The organism is Methanosarcina sp. 2.H.T.1A.6 (genome assembly GCF_000979455.1).
Lineage (GTDB): Archaea > Halobacteriota > Methanosarcinia > Methanosarcinales > Methanosarcinaceae > Methanosarcina.
On sequence record NZ_JJOY01000013.1, the window covers coordinates 1 to 17,827 of the forward strand.

The 17,827-nt window shown below is 44.0% G+C and carries 14 protein-coding genes; 5 read left to right on the forward strand and 9 right to left on the reverse strand.

Going from position 1 to position 17,827, the window contains the following annotated elements; genetic code table 11:
• The 3 genes from cdhC to cdhA form a co-directional block, all read right to left on the reverse strand.
• Positions 1-1,350: CO dehydrogenase/CO-methylating acetyl-CoA synthase complex subunit beta (cdhC, locus tag EO98_RS03385; RefSeq protein WP_048160030.1), on the reverse strand; the 1,350-nt coding region annotated here is incomplete at its 3' end.
• Between the two features lie 24 nt (positions 1,351-1,374).
• Positions 1,375-1,887 (reverse strand): CO dehydrogenase/acetyl-CoA synthase complex subunit epsilon, encoded by a 513-nt coding sequence (gene cdhB, locus EO98_RS03390; protein ID WP_048142405.1) that lies wholly within the window; start codon positions 1,885-1,887, stop codon positions 1,375-1,377.
• Between the two features lie 2 nt (positions 1,888-1,889).
• Positions 1,890-4,304 (reverse strand): CO dehydrogenase/acetyl-CoA synthase complex subunit alpha, encoded by a 2,415-nt coding sequence (cdhA, locus tag EO98_RS03395; protein WP_048142408.1) that lies wholly within the window; start codon positions 4,302-4,304, stop codon positions 1,890-1,892.
• A 1,510-nt stretch (positions 4,305-5,814) separates the two neighbouring features.
• Between cdhA and EO98_RS03400 the strand changes: the two genes are divergently transcribed.
• The 3 genes from EO98_RS03400 (at position 5,815) to EO98_RS03410 (ending at position 7,931) form a co-directional block, all read left to right on the forward strand.
• Positions 5,815-6,483, forward strand: a complete 669-nt coding sequence (locus EO98_RS03400) for a rhomboid family intramembrane serine protease (RefSeq protein ID WP_048142410.1) — start codon at positions 5,815-5,817, stop codon at positions 6,481-6,483.
• Positions 6,480-6,908 carry a hypothetical protein gene (locus EO98_RS03405; protein WP_235283791.1) on the forward strand — a complete coding sequence of 143 codons (429 nt, stop codon included), beginning with the start codon at positions 6,480-6,482 and terminating at the stop codon, positions 6,906-6,908. Before EO98_RS03400 ends, EO98_RS03405 begins: the two co-directional genes overlap by 4 nt.
• A 438-nt stretch (positions 6,909-7,346) precedes the next feature.
• Positions 7,347-7,931 carry a TIGR00288 family NYN domain-containing protein gene (locus EO98_RS03410; protein ID WP_048142413.1) on the forward strand — a complete coding sequence of 195 codons (585 nt, stop codon included), beginning with the start codon at positions 7,347-7,349 and terminating at the stop codon, positions 7,929-7,931.
• A gap of 32 nt (positions 7,932-7,963) precedes the next feature.
• On the opposite strand, the gene EO98_RS03415 is transcribed toward EO98_RS03410, so the two are convergent.
• The 6 genes from EO98_RS03415 to EO98_RS03440 all read right to left on the reverse strand — a co-directional run bounded on the left by EO98_RS03415 (position 7,964) and on the right by EO98_RS03440 (position 14,240).
• Positions 7,964-8,941, reverse strand: coding sequence for a methanogenesis marker 12 protein (locus EO98_RS03415; RefSeq protein ID WP_048142415.1), 978 nt, complete (start codon positions 8,939-8,941; stop codon positions 7,964-7,966).
• Positions 8,942-8,964: 23 nt separating this feature from the next.
• Positions 8,965-9,318, reverse strand: a complete 354-nt coding sequence (locus EO98_RS03420) for a DUF2103 domain-containing protein (protein ID WP_048142526.1) — start codon at positions 9,316-9,318, stop codon at positions 8,965-8,967.
• A 607-nt stretch (positions 9,319-9,925) separates the two neighbouring features.
• A complete protein-coding gene (locus EO98_RS03425) occupies positions 9,926-10,363 on the reverse strand; it encodes an ACT domain-containing protein (protein WP_048142528.1) in 438 nt (145 codons plus the stop codon).
• A gap of 421 nt (positions 10,364-10,784) precedes the next feature.
• Complete coding sequence (locus EO98_RS03430; RefSeq protein ID WP_048142417.1) at positions 10,785-12,089, reverse strand: phenylacetate--CoA ligase family protein; 1,305 nt, start codon at positions 12,087-12,089, stop codon at positions 10,785-10,787.
• 622 nt (positions 12,090-12,711) lie between these two features.
• On the reverse strand, positions 12,712-13,716 hold the full coding sequence (locus EO98_RS03435) for a bifunctional oligoribonuclease/PAP phosphatase NrnA (protein WP_048134600.1): 1,005 nt from the start codon (positions 13,714-13,716) through the stop codon (positions 12,712-12,714).
• Positions 13,717-13,886: 170 nt separating this feature from the next.
• On the reverse strand, positions 13,887-14,240 hold the full coding sequence (locus tag EO98_RS03440; protein WP_048134602.1) for a prefoldin subunit beta: 354 nt from the start codon (positions 14,238-14,240) through the stop codon (positions 13,887-13,889).
• 426 nt (positions 14,241-14,666) lie between these two features.
• On the opposite strand from EO98_RS03440, the gene EO98_RS03445 reads away from it, so the two are divergent.
• Both EO98_RS03445 and EO98_RS03450 read left to right on the forward strand, forming a co-directional pair.
• The gene (locus EO98_RS03445) at positions 14,667-15,752 is read left to right on the forward strand and encodes a M42 family metallopeptidase (RefSeq protein ID WP_048142419.1); all 1,086 of its coding nucleotides are present in this window, start codon (positions 14,667-14,669) and stop codon (positions 15,750-15,752) included.
• 500 nt (positions 15,753-16,252) lie between these two features.
• Positions 16,253-17,743 (forward strand): (R)-citramalate synthase, encoded by a 1,491-nt coding sequence (locus EO98_RS03450; RefSeq protein WP_200895204.1) that lies wholly within the window; start codon positions 16,253-16,255, stop codon positions 17,741-17,743.
• Positions 17,744-17,827 lie beyond the last annotated feature (84 nt).

A 17,827-nucleotide genomic window follows, 5' to 3' on the forward strand; every position in this document is an offset into this window, starting at 1 on the left:
GGTCAGCTTTATTCCGCTGCCTGAACCGCCGGACATCATTGGCATTGCAGGCATCTGGAAGCCGGCTGCAGGCATCATCATTGGAGCGGCTGCAACTGCAACTTCCTCTTCTTCTTCCTCTTCTTCTTCCTCTTCTTCAGCTGCTGCCCAGTTGGCAACGACCGGGTGGCTCTTATCCTGGAGGAAGGCTTTCAGGGACTGAATGTCACTTGCATCGTTCTCGGTTGCGATCTTGTCCTTTATGTCAGCAGGGATTGCATCGGTGATTTTGTCTTTGAATTTGGCAGGTAGCCATACTACTCTGTTCCAGCCACCATCGGCCTGGATGAACTTGGGGGAGTAGAAGTAGTTGATACCTACACCGAGGAAACCTACGATCTGCTTTCCGCCACCGGTCTGACCGGCCATGGTTGAGAATCCGATACCGTTCGGTGCCATTCCCTGGTATTCTCTGTCTACCCAGCCAATACCATCGACTTCAGGGATATAGAACCCGACTACTTCGAAGCAGCCACAGGATGTGTGCGGGGAGTCAAAGAAGGAGTGGAGTTTTATCTTGTCGAATTCGCCGCTGGACAGTTTCTTGGCAATGTCGTTAACTCCGGAGTATTCTCCTGTCTTGGAGTCAAGGACCTCGCCCTTGTCAATTGAGAACTGTGGGCCTTCGGGGTCTACCTTTGCTGCTGCACGGCCATCGAACCAGTTGATTGCACCACAGAGGGAAACTCTGTCCGGGGAAACCACACAGACGTTGGTCGGAGCAAAGGACTGGCAGAGTGTGCATCCGTAGAAGACATCCACATCTTCATCGTGCAGGTCTTTTGTCCTTGCGTCTCTTGCCTTGAAGATATCCTTTGCTTCTGCGAGTTTCTTCTCGACTTCGGCCTGGTCGGTGTAGAAGGTCACCTGCATCTTCTCAATAAAGGGCAGTTCGCTCTTGAAGAGCATCATTACAGCTTTTCCGAAGGGCTCAAAGGAGTCCATCTTCCCGGCTGTGTCCTTGGAAATCCTCATCCAGACATCATATCTCTGGTTCAGGTGCATAATGCCCTGACAGTAGTTGATGAAGTCGTGGACACGCCTTTCTACGACAGATTCGAGATCAGGCTCGACAAGTTCTCCGCCAATGTTAAATATCATTGCCCAGGGATAGGTCTTGCCTTCTTCCAGCTGCTTGAGGTCGGGACCGATAATTGTTACTTTGTCGTCCTCAATTTCATCCATGGGCGCTGCTCGGACAAGTTCCAGACCGACGGACTTCGGGCCTCCGAGTTCAACAAACATGCCTTCTTTTCTTACTCTTTCTCCTTCGAACATTGGGGAGATCTCAAATGGGAATTCTTCTGCCATTATATGTTGCCTCCTAATTCAAATTTATAAAAGGTCAATTACCTCGTCCAGTGCGGCAATGTGGTCTTCCCTGCTAAGGTTCCCAAAGGACATTGTTGCGTTCTGGATGTAGTTTTTGTCGATTGAAATTGATTTTACGTTGGTAAAATTCTTGGTTGCAGTCAGTACCTGGTTGATGTAGTACTTGTAGTGGCCCAGAGTAATGATTGTGTCATAGCTCCCTTTGCCGTCAAGTCCGGGCCAGTTGGGGTCCGTTAAGTAGAAACCAAGCTGGTGCACGTTGATGTACTTGGCATCCACGTCCTTGCCCACAAATCCAAGCATTGAGCTGCCGGTTGCGGCTATGGGCAGGTTGGCTGCCTTTGCGATCTTAACTGCGCGGTCCAGGACTTCGGGGGTGAGGCCTGCGGTCCCGATTACGAATAGTGGCCTCTTTGCCTTTGAAATCAACTTGGCTGCAATTTCAGTGGTGATAGCTTTTGAGGTCTTTACACCGTAGGTGGTAAACAGCTTTGTGTTCTTTGTAGTGTCTACCATTTTCAGGCCTCCTTGCAAAGTCTCTTGAGGTTAGTTGGCTGTGCGGAGACATCGAACTTGATTGCCGGGCCGGAAATGATTTTCTTCTTCTTCCAGTCGATCTCCCATCCGTGCTCGGCTTCGAGCTTCTTGAGGAGCTCTTCACGCTTGGAGAGCGGGAGGTCGGCTTCGTGCCTGACATACTTCCACCAGTCTTCGGGCATGATACCGAGGTACTTCTCGCTGAGTTCCATCCAGTGGGTCAGCTTTATAGATCTGCCCATGTTGTTGTCGGACGGGCGGATGCAGTTCTTTGCCAGTATTACGCAGGTTTCCTGCCAGGTCTCTGCGGTGGTTATAAGGAATTCGGGTGCTGGCGGGATTGCCATTTCCTGTCCGTTCCTGCCGTCGTAGACTTTCCACCTGGACTCATCGTAGTTCTTGGCAATCAGGGCTCTCCTGTACTTGGAGCTGTGCGGGCCGAGCACTGCCGGGATACCGTACATGTTGCACCCGGTACCGATAGCGGCTGCTTTCTGGGAGTATGCACCCCATGCAAGCCCGACTGCACCTACACGGGTCAGGGAGTAGTCAGCAATTTCTGCCAGGTTGCCTGAAAGGTTCCTGCCTGCGAATATTGCAGCGACCTTGTGGACTGTACCTGAGATGTGAGAGTTCGAAACACAGGATCCGGTGTTAAGGATGTTTCCTTTTTCGAACCTGCCGGGGTACCTCTCATAGAGAGTCTTTCCGTCCTCATCCTTGTACATACCAATATCCATTGCTGAACATCCGGACACTACAAGGAGGTAGTTCCTCTTGAGGAATTCTTCTGCGATGTTGTAGACGTCTTTGGAACCTGCCGGATAGTTGGCACAGCCGATGATTGCGATGACACCAGGGGTGGTACCCATAACCAGGTTCAAACCTTCTGCCCTGATTTCTGCGTCACTTACCTGACCTCTTCCGGCTCTTACCAGACCTTTCTCTTCGGAGATGGCCTTCATGGCGGCTTTCTCGATCACGTTAAGGATCGGGATGTCCTTATTGCAGACCTGTTCACACCTGCGGCATCCGACACAAATGTCGTGTAGGGCTTCAAGTGCATTGATGTCTCCTTCCTTGGCTGCTGCCATTGCTTCCGGAATGTCCAGTTCCTCAGGACATGCGATCTTACATTCGCCACATTCCACGCACTTGCCGACAAGTGCTTTCATTTCTTCGTCGGAGGGGATAGCGGTTAAGCCTTCGGCATCGCGGATCGGGGCCATTTCCATGGCAATCCTGGGTACAAGCTCTCCGAGCTTCTCATAGTCCAGCATCACACAACCCGGGATCGCTCCTGACTTGATGTCCTCAATGATCGCATCAACATCATCATTAGTCCTGTCAGGCAGGCCGTACATGATCTTGTCGTTGGATGCAATGACTGGGATCTTGAGTTTCTGGCCTTCCTGGACGAGGTCAGCTCTTACACACTGTTCGTCAAGGACGATTACATCAGGAATTCCGGAACGGACGATCTTGAGTTCCTTTGCGAGGGATCCGACAATCTTTGCATAGGGGGCCTGGCGGTCTTCTCTCTTGTACCTGGTCATATCGAATGCGGTACAGCAGAGACCTCCGATTTCCATCTTGTCGGTCAGGTCGTTGTCTTCCATGTAGTCCATGATGTAGGTAACCCCGGCAACGTTGTGCCCGATTGCAATGATAACGGGCTTCTTGGGGTCAATTGTTCCCATACCTACCTGCACGAGGGGGACATCAGGGTCGGACTTCGGGAAACCAAGGGCTGTGACCTGGGCAATATCGGAAACTTCCATACCCACGTGGTCCAAAACACCTGCAAGCATTGACTTGTTATCGTAATCGATTGCTGCTCCTTCCTGGCCTGCGTGGATGGTTGCAAGCATCTGGCCAAGTTCCTCTTCAACATATTCCATTATGGGTTTGAGGTCTCCAAGGGTCTTGGGCTGCCTTCCTGTAACAAGCTGGATGTTGGGGGCAATGACGTTTGATGCACCCATGTTGATGGGCATTTCTTCCCCAAAGAGCTCGATGATGTGGTTGAGTAGGTGACGGCCGTGGGCGCTGTGACAGGCACACCCGGTGATGCAGCGGAGGAAGAATTCCCTTGCAGCCTGTCCTTTCATGTCGATACCACAGGCACCTCTCTTGTTCCCTTCCAGGTTGCACGGTCCGAAGGTACAGTAGCAGCACTGGTCACACATAGGTGTGTACACTGGTTCGTAACGGTCGAATAGCGTAAAACTCCAGTCCCTTAAAGTTGCGATCCCAGGAAACGGAGTCGGACCCATCGGACCGAGTTCTTTTGCTTCTTCAGCAGCCTCCTTTGCTGCCCCTACAATGTTGTTAATAGTGATCTGAACGGATTCCAGATCTTCTATAGAAAAACTCCCGGTAGTTAGTTTGCTCATCTGAGCTTTACCTCCTAAATTTGTTTAAAGTCGACTTCGCCAAGACGATTGTAATTCTTATTTACGGCACATTCTTAATGATTATACATTATATATCTTGCCGTATGCTTTAAAGTTACAACCATTTAAATGACGTTCTCTGGTAAAACGTTCTTAGCTCTATATTCGAACATTTATTGCTTTACCAACGTTTTTTCAAATAAAAACGTTTTTATAGGGAATATTTTCTTGCAAAAGTCGTTTTTAGGGCTTAATATCTCTTCAAAATCCCTTTTTACACCCTATGTCTCAAAAAAACCGTTTTTACCAACGATTGAGACCTAAATCTTGAGCAGAGGTCGCTACCGATGGATAATAAACACTAATTAAAAGTCTAAATGTACCAAATCTATATAACATTTTCTAATTTGTAATACCCTATTTCGAGTAGGGTAAAATGGAATGTGGGGACACGTACTCAATAAAAAAAAGCAAGAAGTCTATATATGCAATGAAACTATTCAATGTCTATTGATACTGGTTTTTTGATTGGGTATTCTTGCGTCTTAATAATTATTTCTATCGATTTTAATATTTGTTATTATTTATTTCTTTTTTTCATACTAGCAACAAATAATTCTAAAGATTCTTCTTACTTGAATATCAAGTTTAGCAAAAATAAAATTCAAATTATTCTATGCCATCTTTTAATATAATATTCCTAATAATAATTATACATATTATACTTTTTTTTCTTATGAAAATATCAATACTTATTTATATCGGTACGTTCTCTAAATCAATTTACACAGTAAACGCTGTAAACCGTTTTCAGGATTTTTTTCAGGAAATGAATAACTATGATTCGCACATTTAAATATTAATCAGTAAATTCTTTGATTTAAATACTACTCATTCTTATTTAAAAATAGTTTTGGACTTGTTTCTGGAAGCCTGATACTATTAATATCATGGAATCATACCATTATATTATTACGCTAAAAAAGTTAGAGATTCAAGAAATATCATAGAATTATACCATTACATTAAAAGAGTTAGAGATTCAAGATTGCTTATTTCCAAAGTGGGGGTCAAAACCAATCAATTTGATTTCAGTCGAATACCCGGTTGCTTGCAGTGGGGTGCGCCAGCGCAACTTTGATTTACTGAAATTTGCAGTTAATCATTTGCTTATCGGGGTTTTCAATATTTGAGATTTAAAGTACAGGATTCCAAATGTAAGAACTTCGAAATTTATAACATGAATTTTTGGGGCCGGGTTAAAGTATGAGATTCTCTTACGTCAGCTTTTTCAGGCTATGAACCTTGCTATGGATCAATTTACATACCTGTTATTTGTTCCTTAGCTTATGTTTGGATAATATTCTTGTGTTTGGACAACATCTTGTATCTAAATAATATTTCCTGATTCATTTTGAGACATTCTAAGTTGCCTTTTATGACTTGCCTTATTATTCAGGTGATTTTATTCAATAATTTTATACTGGATTAAATAGAGAGTAACTGGAACATGTTTAACCGTGATACACCATATGAGTCTCGAGGCGGAACAACCGACAGAATCAAAAGTTCTGTTTCTACAAGCCCATCAATGGCAATTATTTCCCTGTGTGTAATTTCTTTCTTTCTGGAAATGGTTCCGGGCATGGGGTCTCTCTATATCAGTGCTTTTCAGTTTGACCCCGGTTCTATACTGACAAGGCCATGGACGCTTGTCACATACATTTTCCTTCACAACGGATTATGGCATCTTTTTTTTAATATGCTTGTCCTGTACTTCTTCGGGACTGCACTTGAGAGAAGGGTAGGGAATAAACAACTCCTGGGAATCTTTTTCACTGCAGGAATTCTATCTGCAATAGGGTACACTTTCTTAAGCCGGCCTGTTTTCAACATTTACCCGGGTCCTATGATTGGGGCTAGCGGAGCTATTTATGGGGTTTTTGCAGCCCTTACAGTACTTGAGCCGAATATAAGGGTGTATGTTTATTTTATCCCTATGCGTTTAAAGCATGCCTTATTGCTGTTTGCTGCTTTTGATTTTTTAATGGTCAATTCGTCGGACATGATAGCCCACACAGCTCACCTGAGCGGACTCTTCGTAGGGCTCTACATGGGTTTTCGTATGAAGAAAATCCATGAAAAATATATGAAATCGAGGTATTCCGGCAGGTGGTGAGTCTGGAAGGAGAGATTTTTTCTCAGGACAGGTATTATCATCCGAGGCCGGATCATGGGGAAAAAGTTCCAATTCATATTTTAAATTTCAGGCGGGTCTTTGCAGCCTGGTCTCCGAAGCTGAAAAACACTCTCTACTTTGAAAAATCACCTGAAGAGCCTGAAGAAGAAGGTCTAAAAAGAGTAAGAGAAATTGTCCTTCTGCAGGTCTATGACTGGTTCGCGGGGAGAGAAGGGTTAATAGAGCTTACGGAGCCGGAGTTCGAGCAGTTTATGAAGGTCTATGAAGTTTTCCTCCAGCAGTCAGGAGAAATCCGGTATAGCAGGCAGAAGAAGGGACGAAAAACTGAAAATCTCTTTGAACTTATGGAGTCCCCTTGCCTCATTCGGGAAGTTAAAAAAGGCCCCTTTTCCGATAAATTATAATTATATAAAATATATATCGTGTTCTATAGTTAAAATCATTTAATTTTGAGAGGTTTTATTATATCTCAGGCCTTCCCTTTTTTAGGGCAGATCAGGTTTTCAGTCCAATCTCTCTGATCAGACAAAATTAGGACCTTTAATTGTCAAAGTATGCAAATGTTTTACTACAGAAAAGCAAATATTTAGATATAACAGATTACTACCCGAACTGCCGGGTATCAAGCTTTAAACCTGAAAAACCGTAGCTGTAAACTCATGGCTATGAACACTAAAATTGCGGTCTTCCAAAGGTTAAAGCAAACTTTCAGTACCGATAGACATGAGGGGGCTGCTGGAAACTCTGCTGCCCTCACAGACCAATTCTCCCCGATGCGGGGACATTAAATGTAAAAAGATGCAGGTCGAGTAAAACTGTAAGGATCACAGAGGACATTAATAATGAAGCCTGTAAAAAGTGGACTTGACTCCATTTCTAGATACCTCCGCACTAAGAAAGAAGTCGGCCGGAGGAAGATAGGACTTCTGGTGGATGGGCCGAATATCCTCAGAAAAGAGTTTGATGTAAATCTTGAGGAAATAAGGGACGTTCTGAAGGACTATGGGAATATCAAGATTGGACGTGTTTTCCTGAACCAGTACGCCTCTGACAAGCTTGTAGAGGCTATTGAAAACCATGGCCTTGAGCCCATCATCTGTTCCAGTGATGTGGATGTTCGCCTCGCGGTGGAGGGTATGGAACTGGTCTACAACCCCAATATAGATACCCTTGCAATCGTGACCCGTGATGCGGATTTCAAACCGCTCCTGAACAAAGCAAACGAGCACGGGAAAGAGACCATTATCTTCGGGGTTGAGCCCGGATTTTCCACAGCGCTCAAGAACTCTGCAGATTATGTCATTCTCATGGGCAAAAATCGCATGAGTGGTTATGATGATGATGAAGTCAAAGAGGGAAAACTTGAAGCCTCGGAGTTCGATGAATATAATGAAGATGAGTATGAAGAATCTGTGGAAAAGACCTGATTCCTCTCTTTAAGGATAGCCTCTCTTCACTCTTAAGGATAATCGACATCTACCCCGAGGATCTGTTTTTTTCCGGCAGAAACGTCCCTTGCTATCTCGGCACAGCCGATTGCAGCGTGCCACTTCCCGAGGCTCCGGCACTCCTGGTCCAGGTGTGTGCAGATCTTTTTCTGTACGTACTCTACTTCCCCGACCGAGCCTGCCAGAAAGACTGCTCCGGTAACCCCATAGTCTTTCATGAGAAGCTGCATCGAAGCGATTTCCATGGCTGCAAAAAGGGCTATCGTATCAAGGGCAAGCAGTGCAGGTTTTTCTCCTTTTTCGGCTGCATTGAGCAGTTCTTCCCTGTCTTTATATGGAGTCATCTTCAGGGTCCCTGCTTCTATAAAAGCCTGGTTTGCTGTCTGGCGCCCGTCATCAACGTTCCTGATTGCCTGCAGGTCCAGAGGTCCGTGGTGAACTCCCGGAGCAAAGATACAGGCGTCAATTGCACCAATTACTTTTTCTGAAGCAACTGCAAGGGTCACAGTGTTAGAACTTATATCGGAAACTACAAAGTCTTCGTAGCCAAGACACCGGATATGATATGCAATCCCAAGTTTTTCCGGGCTTGTGAGATGGGAAAAGACCTTCATTCTCGGATCTACTTTACTTCCCACGTGAAGGCCAGGAATTGCTATTGCCGGAATTCCGGAGTTTCTGAAGGCATCAAATACTCGTGTGCCTCCTCCTGTCTTTTTTCCTGCACCTTCGGTACTCTGAAGTCCTCTTCCTTCAAGTTTCCTTACGTCCTTGATTGTAGAAAAACCGTCTCCCATAGAGTATGTCAGAGCGATCAGGTCGATGTCGCCAATCTTGATTCCAAACTCTTTTTCAATGGATGCCAGAATTTCGTTTTCTGACATTGCAGCCGCTTCAGCCCTTCCGAGTTCAAAGGTCAGAACCTTTTCATCCTCAATAAGTGCAAAACGCATTGCTGTTGTTCCGTGGTCAACCCCTATGAATGCCAAGCAGTAACCTCTCCCTCAACGCCTCAGAGGGCATTTTTTAAGATCTCATTTAATTCGTTCATGATTCTGTCCCCTTCATCAGCGGTACCAACTGTTGTCACCAGCCTGACTTCCTGGAAACTTCTCCCTTCAGATAGCAATAGCCTCAGGTTCCCTCTGGCGTCAGTACGCAGGACTTTTCCAGCCAGTTTTCCTCCTGCAACACCTTTTACGGAAATTACGGACGGAATTACTTTTTTTATTTCTGGGTGCTGGCTTACAAGCTTTATGAGTTTTTTTCCAGCTCTCCCTCCAATAATTGTAGTATGAGATCCGCCAAGTTTATTCTTTGAAAGGTTTTGAGTTTTTTCCTGTAAGCTATTTTTATTCTCTGTCATTTTTGTCAAACCGGCTGACTTTACTTTTTTGTCGGTCAAATCCCTGTTTACTGTTATATGGATTGCCTTTTCTTTATTCTCAAAAAAGTCTTTTTCTGTTTGCTCTTTTTATATTTATAATGGTATCCTGCATTCGGCAGGTTTTTTGTATTCTTTAACTATTTTTTCCGATGCCGTTTTTGCCATGTTTTTGAACTAATCTCCAATATCTGTTATTCCATACATGAGCTCTTACTTATCTCTGAACCGAGATCTCGAATATATGTAAACATTATCAAAGGTTTTAAAGTAGATCTAGTTTCAAAAACAGTATCAGGAAAAATGTTTAATTTTTTATGCCGACCTGCCGAGTATTGGATATATATCTATTGAATGTATGTCTATTTACACCGTAGAGGCTCAGAAAATCTCTGATAAATACTTCCGGCTACAAGTCTCTCCTGGCTACAAAATCTTCTATATAAATCAATTGCCATTCAGGCAAGAGTCTGTAAAAATAGAACTTCCAGATTGCTCAGGCACATCAATATAATGTGCCGGGCTCTGGATTATTTCCTGGTTTTTTCTTTAAATTTGTCTTCCCGGAAAATCCGGTGCACGATCAAAATCAGATCTTTTCAAGTTCCTTCTTGCCGATTAGTTTTATATTGTTCTCTTCCAGCGTTTTTATCGCCTTTTCAATCTCGTTTACCCGGACTATAAGAAGGGCTTTCTGTTCCCTGGTGACAAAAGCATAGGCATAGTCAAGGTTGATATTAGCTTCTCCGAAAACTTCCGCAATCCGGGACATGCTGCCGGGGACATCTTCCATTTCGATTCCAAGAACGCTGGTTTCTGAAACTGTGAACCCGGCATCATGGAGTATACTGTGAGCATAGTCTGACCTGTCCACAACCATGCGAATGATCCCGAAGTCTCCGGACTCGGCAATTGTAAACGCCCTTATATTTATGCCGGCGCTTTTCAATTTATTTGCCACACTTGCAAGTCTGCCAGGTTTGTTCTCCGCAAAAAGGGAAATTTGTTTTATAATTTTGTCTTCCATTCCAGCACCCATACCTTTTATCCCGTATTCTGTTACATCTTTTATTCTTTTTTCTATCGAATTAATTAAGATTCTTTAATTTTTTTCTCCGTTCCTTCTTTTTCAGTTCCTTCTTTTTCAGTTCCTTCTTTTTCAGTTCCTTCTTTTTCAGTTCCTTCTTTTTCAGTTCCTTCTTTTAAACTCTTACTTCTTTTCTCAATATTTTCCTCAGAATATAATATAAGTCTCTGTGTATATTTTAAGTTTACATATGTATTGTTTTAACAGTATAAAGACCCGTTCCGGATTTCAAAGAGGGGCTTAAAAAAGGAACCGAAATTGGGAATCCCCGGAGGGAAGCATTACTCTATAGTTTTTCCCGGGCATTCCTTTTTTCTGGAATTTTAAATTTCTTGACCTTTTAATTTTCAGATTTCAAACTTCAGATCTTTCGTTTATCGATGACTTTCTTTGATTTCCCTTCCGAACGCGGCAGAGAGCCGTGTTCCACAAGCTCTACCTCTACTGCAAGGTTCAGCACGCTCTTTAAAGCGCCTGCGATTTTCTTTTTGAGTGCCATCATGTCCGACATCCGGTCGCTGAAGGCAGACTCATGCATTTCGATCTGGACCTTCATTGAGTCGAGGGGTCCTATCCTGTCCACGATAATCATGAAATGGTTCCCTACTTCAGGGATATTCATCAAAACCGACTCGACCTGTCCGGGGAATACATTAATTCCGCGCACGATAATCATATCGTCCGAGCGCCCGCTGATACGTGTGATCCTTGGGTGGGTCCTGCCACATTTGCAGGGCTCCGAAAGTTTTCTGGTAAGGTCCCTTATCTTGTAGCGAATAAGGGGATTTGCTTCTTTTGCAAGGGTGGTGATTACGAGTTCCCCTGTTTCTCCATCAGGAACAGGTTCTCCTGTTTCGGGATTCAGTATCTCTACCAGGAACAGGTCTGCCCAGATATGGATGCCGCACTGTTCTTTACATTCTGTAAAGAGAGGGCCGCTGAGTTCCGAAGTCCCATAGATATCGTAGGCTTTAATCCCGGACTCATCTTCTATTCGTTTCTTGAGTTCCTCAGACCAGGGTTCAGCCCCGAAAAATCCCTTCTTTAATTTTGTATCGTTCCTGATACTGATGCCTTCTTTCCTTGCGGTTTCAATCATGTATAAAAAGTAAGAAGGAGTGCAGGCTATAGCTGTTGTACCAAGGTCTTTTATGAGTTCAAGCTGGCGTTCGGTGTTTCCCGAACTTGCAGGGAGGACGGTTGCTCCAACTTTTTCACTTCCATAGTGGGCGCCGAGTCCGCCTGTAAAAAGTCCGTACCCGTAACTTACCTGAAGGATATCGTCTTTCCCCACTCCGACGGATGTGAACGCCCTGGCCAGGGACTCTGCCCAGTCATCAATATCTTTGCGGGTGTACCCGACTACCGTCGGTTTGCCCGTTGTGCCCGAGGAAGCGTGGAAGCGGGTGAGCTTTGAGTTCGGGACGCAAAACATTCCGGTAGGGTATGTATCTCTGAGATCCTGCTTAAAAGTAAAAGGTAACTTTCTAATATCTTCGAGAGTCCGGATGTCTTCCGGGCGAACGCCGTGTTCGTCAAACCTTTTTCTGTAAAATGGAGAGTTCTCATACACGTAATGTACGAGTTTTTTCAGTTTTTCTTCCTGCAACTTTTTCAAATCATCTACAGGCATTGTCTCGATTTCAGGATCCCAGTATTCTGGCATTTGTTTTCACGCTCTGTGTTCTTTATATTGAGACCTTTCATTTTCAGGTCGCGTCTCTTTCGACCTTCTCGTGCGTATATTTTTCATTTCATGCCCCTTTAAGGTCATGCTTTAACGACGATATCTTTCATTTCATAAACCCACAGCAGGAAACCCGTTAAATCTTTATATTTAGCGGGTAGTTGACGCTGGTTTTTCATTCAGGAAGATCGAGGTACTTCCGGGCGGATACGACCTTCCGGTAGATATGATAATGTGAAGATTAAGTTGGATTCTCATATTAATAATAGTTGTTGTTATCAAATCTAAAAAAATATATTTTTCAGATTAAATTAAAAAAGGTACTTGGAAAAATACGCTGAATTGGTAAAATATGCTGAATTGGTAAAATATGCTGAATTGGAAAAAATATACTTAATTGGAAAAATATACTGAATTGGGAAAATATGCTGAATTGGAAAAAATATACTTAATTGGAAAAATATACTGAATTGGGAAAATATGCTGAATTGGAAAAAATATACTTAATTGGAAACATATGCCGAAAAATAATATTTTTCAGGCATTGGGAACAATTATAGTTATTCTAACCACTATAGTTATTCTAACCACTTTTTATTATCTATTCATCTTCATTGACTTCAACTTCATCCTCAGAAATCTCTGTTGAGGTTGTTCCAAGGGAATTTTCAAGGATTTTTTTTGTCATTTCCCTGCATTTGTGCAGCACTTCTTCCATATTAGCGATTATATCTATTCCAGCAGCTCCCGAATGTCCGCCTCCTGTACCATTATATTCATTACTGATATCTTCCATCAGCTGGCCAAGGTTAACCCCGACATTTACAGCATCTCGTTTCGCCCTTGCACTTACCCTGACACTTTCTCCTTTGGTAGTGCCAACAAAAGCCACATCAGCTCCGATGTTAATAAGCATGGAAGATGCCGAGCCTCCGAAAGAACTCACGTGAGAAGTAGCTATAAGCATATTTCCTACCCTCTCGAGTTCAACCCTGCTTGCTGCTTTCAGGATAGCTATGCGCATTGAGATATCCTGTGGGGTGGCAGCCATCAGGTCAAGCACTTCCCCGTATTCAACTCCGCTAGCCTCAATGATTTTCGCCACTGTTCGGAAAGTATCAACAGATGCGTGCTTGAAATGCCCGGTGTCTGTTACGATTCCAGTGAGCATACCGATTCCTACCCTTCGGTTAATCGGGGCTCCCATTGCTTTCAAAATATCATATACTATCTCTACAGTCGAGGTCGTGTTCCTGTGCAGGTAAAATTCTGCATTCTCGGTAAGGGCGGTGGTTGTATGGTGGTCAATTACGCAGTAACTGGTCAGCTCGATATCGTTTAGCTGCGCTTTTGTCGATGTGTCAACCACGACAACAAAACCATAATTTGCAGGGTCTGGCTTATCCACTACCTCTATTCCGAGCCTGTCGATCAGTACGGTAGCTACACGGTTGCAACCGTCTACGAGCCCTACTGTACCTCCCAGTGCCTCAGAAAGGGCAAAAGCACTGCTTACAGCATCCGGATCTGCATTCCGATGACACAAATATAAAATGTTTCGATAGTCAAGGAGCCGGTTGTAAAACTCCGCTTCATCAACTTGCATTGTCCACTCTGGCTACCGTTTTTTATAGGTATCAAAATTCCCGGAGTTCCGGGATTTCGGCACAATCTCCATTTATATCTATAGCCGTTAGAGCTATAGACATTATAACTATAGCCATTATAGCTATAGTTATGTCCTGCATTCTATTTACGCAAAAGAAAAATAAAAGGTTATTGTGCTCTGGGTCCAAGAGCCTGCTGGATCTGCTCCTGAAGCTGTTTGAAGCGGGTAGTGAGCCTTTCTTCCTGCCTGGAAATAGATTGAAGCCTGAGTGAGAGGGTTTCTTCCCTGTCTTTAAGTTTTGAAACGGACTCCTCTTTGCTTGTTTTTATTACCAGTTCTCCGACATTACGGTAGACAACCGCATCGTCAGCCAGTCGTTCTAATTCGTCAAGAGCCATTTTGGACTCTTTCTGCATAGCTTCAATCTGAGATTTCTGCATGGTCAGAGCCTGAACTTGCTGCTGGACCTGCTGAAGCTGTGCTATCTGGTTCTGGATTTGAGGAGGTAATTCTGAAGTCATATAATTTTCACCTGAGTCCTCAATAAACCTGAAATGATTTTAATGTTTCTGTCCTTACAGCTTCCGAAAATAATCCCCCATCAGAAAGTAGCTTAAAAGCTCCTGCCAAAAACTTCAACAACAAGTTAAACTTAAATAAAAATCCCCCAACAATTAAATTAATATAGAAAAGATCATGTGAAAAAGTTATGGGCAGAACATGGTCGCGGCCACGAAACATGTGTTAAACCTACGGGGACTAAAAAGCCTCAAAAGTCTTTCAGCAAAGGATAATCATAAATGGGCATTTATAATATGTCATATTAAACAGATTATTTAGCAAATCAATTGAGTGCACTCTAAACTGAATAAGCATCCACCAGAATTAAGATGTGTGCACTCAGACTGACACTCCAGATTAAACCAATATTCAGGAGATTTTCTTATATGGAAGCAAATATGGAAAAAGGCGGAAACCTTGACGAAATAAAATCTCTTCTCGAAAAGTTCACAAACGCCCACGGAATTTCCGGTTTTGAAGGTGACGTCCGAAAACTGTTAAAAAAAGAGCTCGAACCCTATGTGGACAGTATGCGGGAAGATGTCATGGGGAACCTCATTGCCGTTAAAGAGGGAAAAGGGCCTTCTGTAATGCTGGCTGCCCATATGGACGAAATTGGGTTAATGGTCAGATATATCGATGATAACGGATTCCTGCGCTTTGTCGGGATAGGGGGATGGTTTGACCAGACTCTTCTGAACCAGAGAGTCGTGGTTCACGGCAAAAAGGGTGCCATTCCTGGAGTTATAGGTTCCAAACCCCCTCATGTGATGAAAGATGAGGATAGGAAAAAGCCCGTGAAACTTGAGGATATGTTTATAGACATAGGGGCAAAAGACAGGGAGGATGCCGGAAATCTGGGAATCGAAATAGGCACCGCAGCTTCAATTGATAGGGCATTCGTGCCCCTGGCAAACGGGAAGGTTACCTCCAAGGCTTTTGATAATCGCGCAGGAGTTGTAATTCTCCTTGAGGTCATGAAACAGCTCCACAAACGTAAAATTGAAGCAAATGTTTATGCCGTGGGCACGGTTCAGGAAGAAGTAGGGCTCAAAGGAGCAAAAACCTGTGCTTTCGGGCTCTGTCCGAATGTTGCCCTTGCCCTTGATACAACTATCCCGGGAGATCATCCGGGTATCAGCAAGACCGATTCCGCCCTGGAACTGGGAAAAGGGCCCGTAATAACTGTAGCAGATGCGTCGGGAAGGGGTCTTATAGCTCATCCCCAGATTCTCAGGTGGCTCCGGGAAACAGCTGATACAAACGAGATACCCTATCAGCTGGGCGTAGGTTCTGGCGGCACCACCGATGCTACGTCAATACACCTCACAAAGGAAGGCATTCCTACAGGTACGGTTAGCATAGCCACACGTTATATTCACTCTCCGGTGGAAGTTCTGGATACGGCAGATATAGAAGCTTGCGTTTCCCTCATTGTAAAGGCAATCGAAAATGTCCAAAAATATTTCTAAATATTCATTCTTAATTTTTTAAGGATAATTAACAAGAGCACAGCAGGACCATTTTCCTGCAGTGCAACTTGTACGGACAGTTTCTAAGGGTAACCTTCAAAGGTGTTTCCGCAGGGTCAACTGCTATTGGCTGTTCCTGCAGATTTGCGAGATACCTTCAGAATCTCATTTTTCTCTCTTTTCAGTTTTCGGACTGCAAAGCTTCTGACCGGCTTTGGCCTTTACTTTTTTTAAAAAGTAATATGTATTGTTAACTGGAAACTAAAAATACTATGGTCTACCTATTGAAGAGAAGTTTCAGAGAGCCCGGGAATAAATTCGGGGAAATTCCCGGATAGAACGGGGATTCTGAGATACATATCTGTAATATATAATAAAATGGGTTTTGCAAAATAGGATAAAATAACCTCAAATAATATAAAACAGTGTTTATCTTAAATGGTTATATTATATCCTGTCGTGCAGAACTAATCTATTGAAATAAACACCAAAACTGAGGGATTGTATTATTCGAAAATATTCGCTTTCTTGATACTACTTTGAGAGATGGGGAACAAACACCTGGCGTAGCCCTGACCAAAGAGAAGAAACTCTTAATTGCCCGGGCCCTTGATGAGATGAAAGTCTCTGTAATCGAGGCAGGCTCTGCAATTACTTCCGAAGGTGAAAGGGAATCCATCAAGGCTGTAGCGAACGCAGGGCTCAATGCCGAAATCTGCAGCTACTGCCGGATTGTAAAAATGGATGTTGACCATGCTCTTGAATGCGACGTCGATTCAATCCACCTTGTAGCTCCGGTTTCGGACCTGCATATCAGGACGAAAATCAAAAAGGACCGGGATGCAGTAAGGCAGATCGCAGCCGAGGTCACCGAGTATGCTAAAGACCACGGCCTGATTGTGGAGCTGAGTGGAGAAGATGCCTCGCGGGCAGACCCTGAGTTCTTAAAAGCCATTTATGCTGACGGAATCGACGCCGGAGCTGACAGGGTATGCTTCTGTGATACTGTAGGGCTTCTGGTGCCTGAAAAGACCACCGAGATTTTCCGGGACCTGTCTTCCTCCCTGAAAGCTCCTATAAGCATTCACTGCCACAACGACTTCGGTTTAGCAACTGCAAATACAATTGCTGCGCTGGCTGCAGGAGCAAAGCAGGCACATGTAACAATTAATGGTTTAGGGGAAAGAGCTGGAAATGCTGCTCTTGAAGAAGTTGTAATGAACCTGGAGTGGCTCTATAAATATGATACTGGTATCAAGCATGAGCAGATATACCGGACTTCGAGGCTTGTAAGCCGGCTGACCGGAATTCCCGTGTCCCCTAATAAAGCCCTTGTAGGGGGAAATGCGTTCACTCACGAAGCAGGAATTCATGTGCACGGGCTTCTGGCTGACAAAGCAACCTATGAGCCGATGAGTCCCGAATATATCGGACGGCAGCGCCAGATCGTACTTGGTAAACATGCTGGACGGAGCTCTATTACTCTTGCCTTAAAGGAAACGGGGCTTGAGGCTGATGAGGCTCAGACTGAAGAAATCTTCAACAGAGTCAAGCAGATGGGTGATCAGGGTAAACATATAACCGATGCTGACCTGCAGACCATCGCAGAAACCGTGCTTGATATTTACAAGGAACCTCTTGTAAAATTAGAAGAGTTCACCATTGTATCCGGAAACCGGGTAACTCCAACCGCTTCCATAAAGCTCAATGTAAAAGACAAAGTTATCGTACAGGCTGGAATCGGAAACGGACCTGTGGATGCTGTGATCAATGCTATCCGAGTAGCTGTAAGTTCCTGTGCTGAAGACATTATCCTTGAAGAGTACCATGTAGACTCAATTACCGGCGGAACTGACGCCCTTGTAGAGGTAAGGGTAAAACTCTCCAAGAACGGGAAGGTAATTACCGCAAGCGGAGCAAGAACGGACATTATCATGGCCTCTGTAGAAGCCGTAATGAACGGGATGAACCGTCTTATCCGGGTAGAGTAAATCATAAAAGGATGCGGAACTTCAAAGGGTTCTCAGGAGGACTTTTCTGTCCTCTCTTCTTTTCCTGTTTGAAGAAATTTTTGA

Coding starts and splice junctions, on each gene's coding strand:
- cdhB (WP_048142405.1), bottom strand. CDS start 1,887: ATGGTAGACACTACAAAGAACACAAAGCTGTTTACCACCTACGGTGTA.
- cdhA (WP_048142408.1), bottom strand. CDS start 4,304: ATGAGCAAACTAACTACCGGGAGTTTTTCTATAGAAGATCTGGAATCC.
- EO98_RS03400 (WP_048142410.1), top strand. CDS start 5,815: ATGTTTAACCGTGATACACCATATGAGTCTCGAGGCGGAACAACCGAC.
- EO98_RS03410 (WP_048142413.1), top strand. CDS start 7,347: ATGAAGCCTGTAAAAAGTGGACTTGACTCCATTTCTAGATACCTCCGC.
- EO98_RS03420 (WP_048142526.1), bottom strand. CDS start 9,318: ATGACAGAGAATAAAAATAGCTTACAGGAAAAAACTCAAAACCTTTCA.
- EO98_RS03425 (WP_048142528.1), bottom strand. CDS start 10,363: ATGGAAGACAAAATTATAAAACAAATTTCCCTTTTTGCGGAGAACAAA.
- EO98_RS03430 (WP_048142417.1), bottom strand. CDS start 12,089: ATGCCAGAATACTGGGATCCTGAAATCGAGACAATGCCTGTAGATGAT.
- EO98_RS03435 (WP_048134600.1), bottom strand. CDS start 13,716: ATGCAAGTTGATGAAGCGGAGTTTTACAACCGGCTCCTTGACTATCGA.
- EO98_RS03440 (WP_048134602.1), bottom strand. CDS start 14,240: ATGACTTCAGAATTACCTCCTCAAATCCAGAACCAGATAGCACAGCTT.
- EO98_RS03445 (WP_048142419.1), top strand. CDS start 14,667: ATGGAAGCAAATATGGAAAAAGGCGGAAACCTTGACGAAATAAAATCT.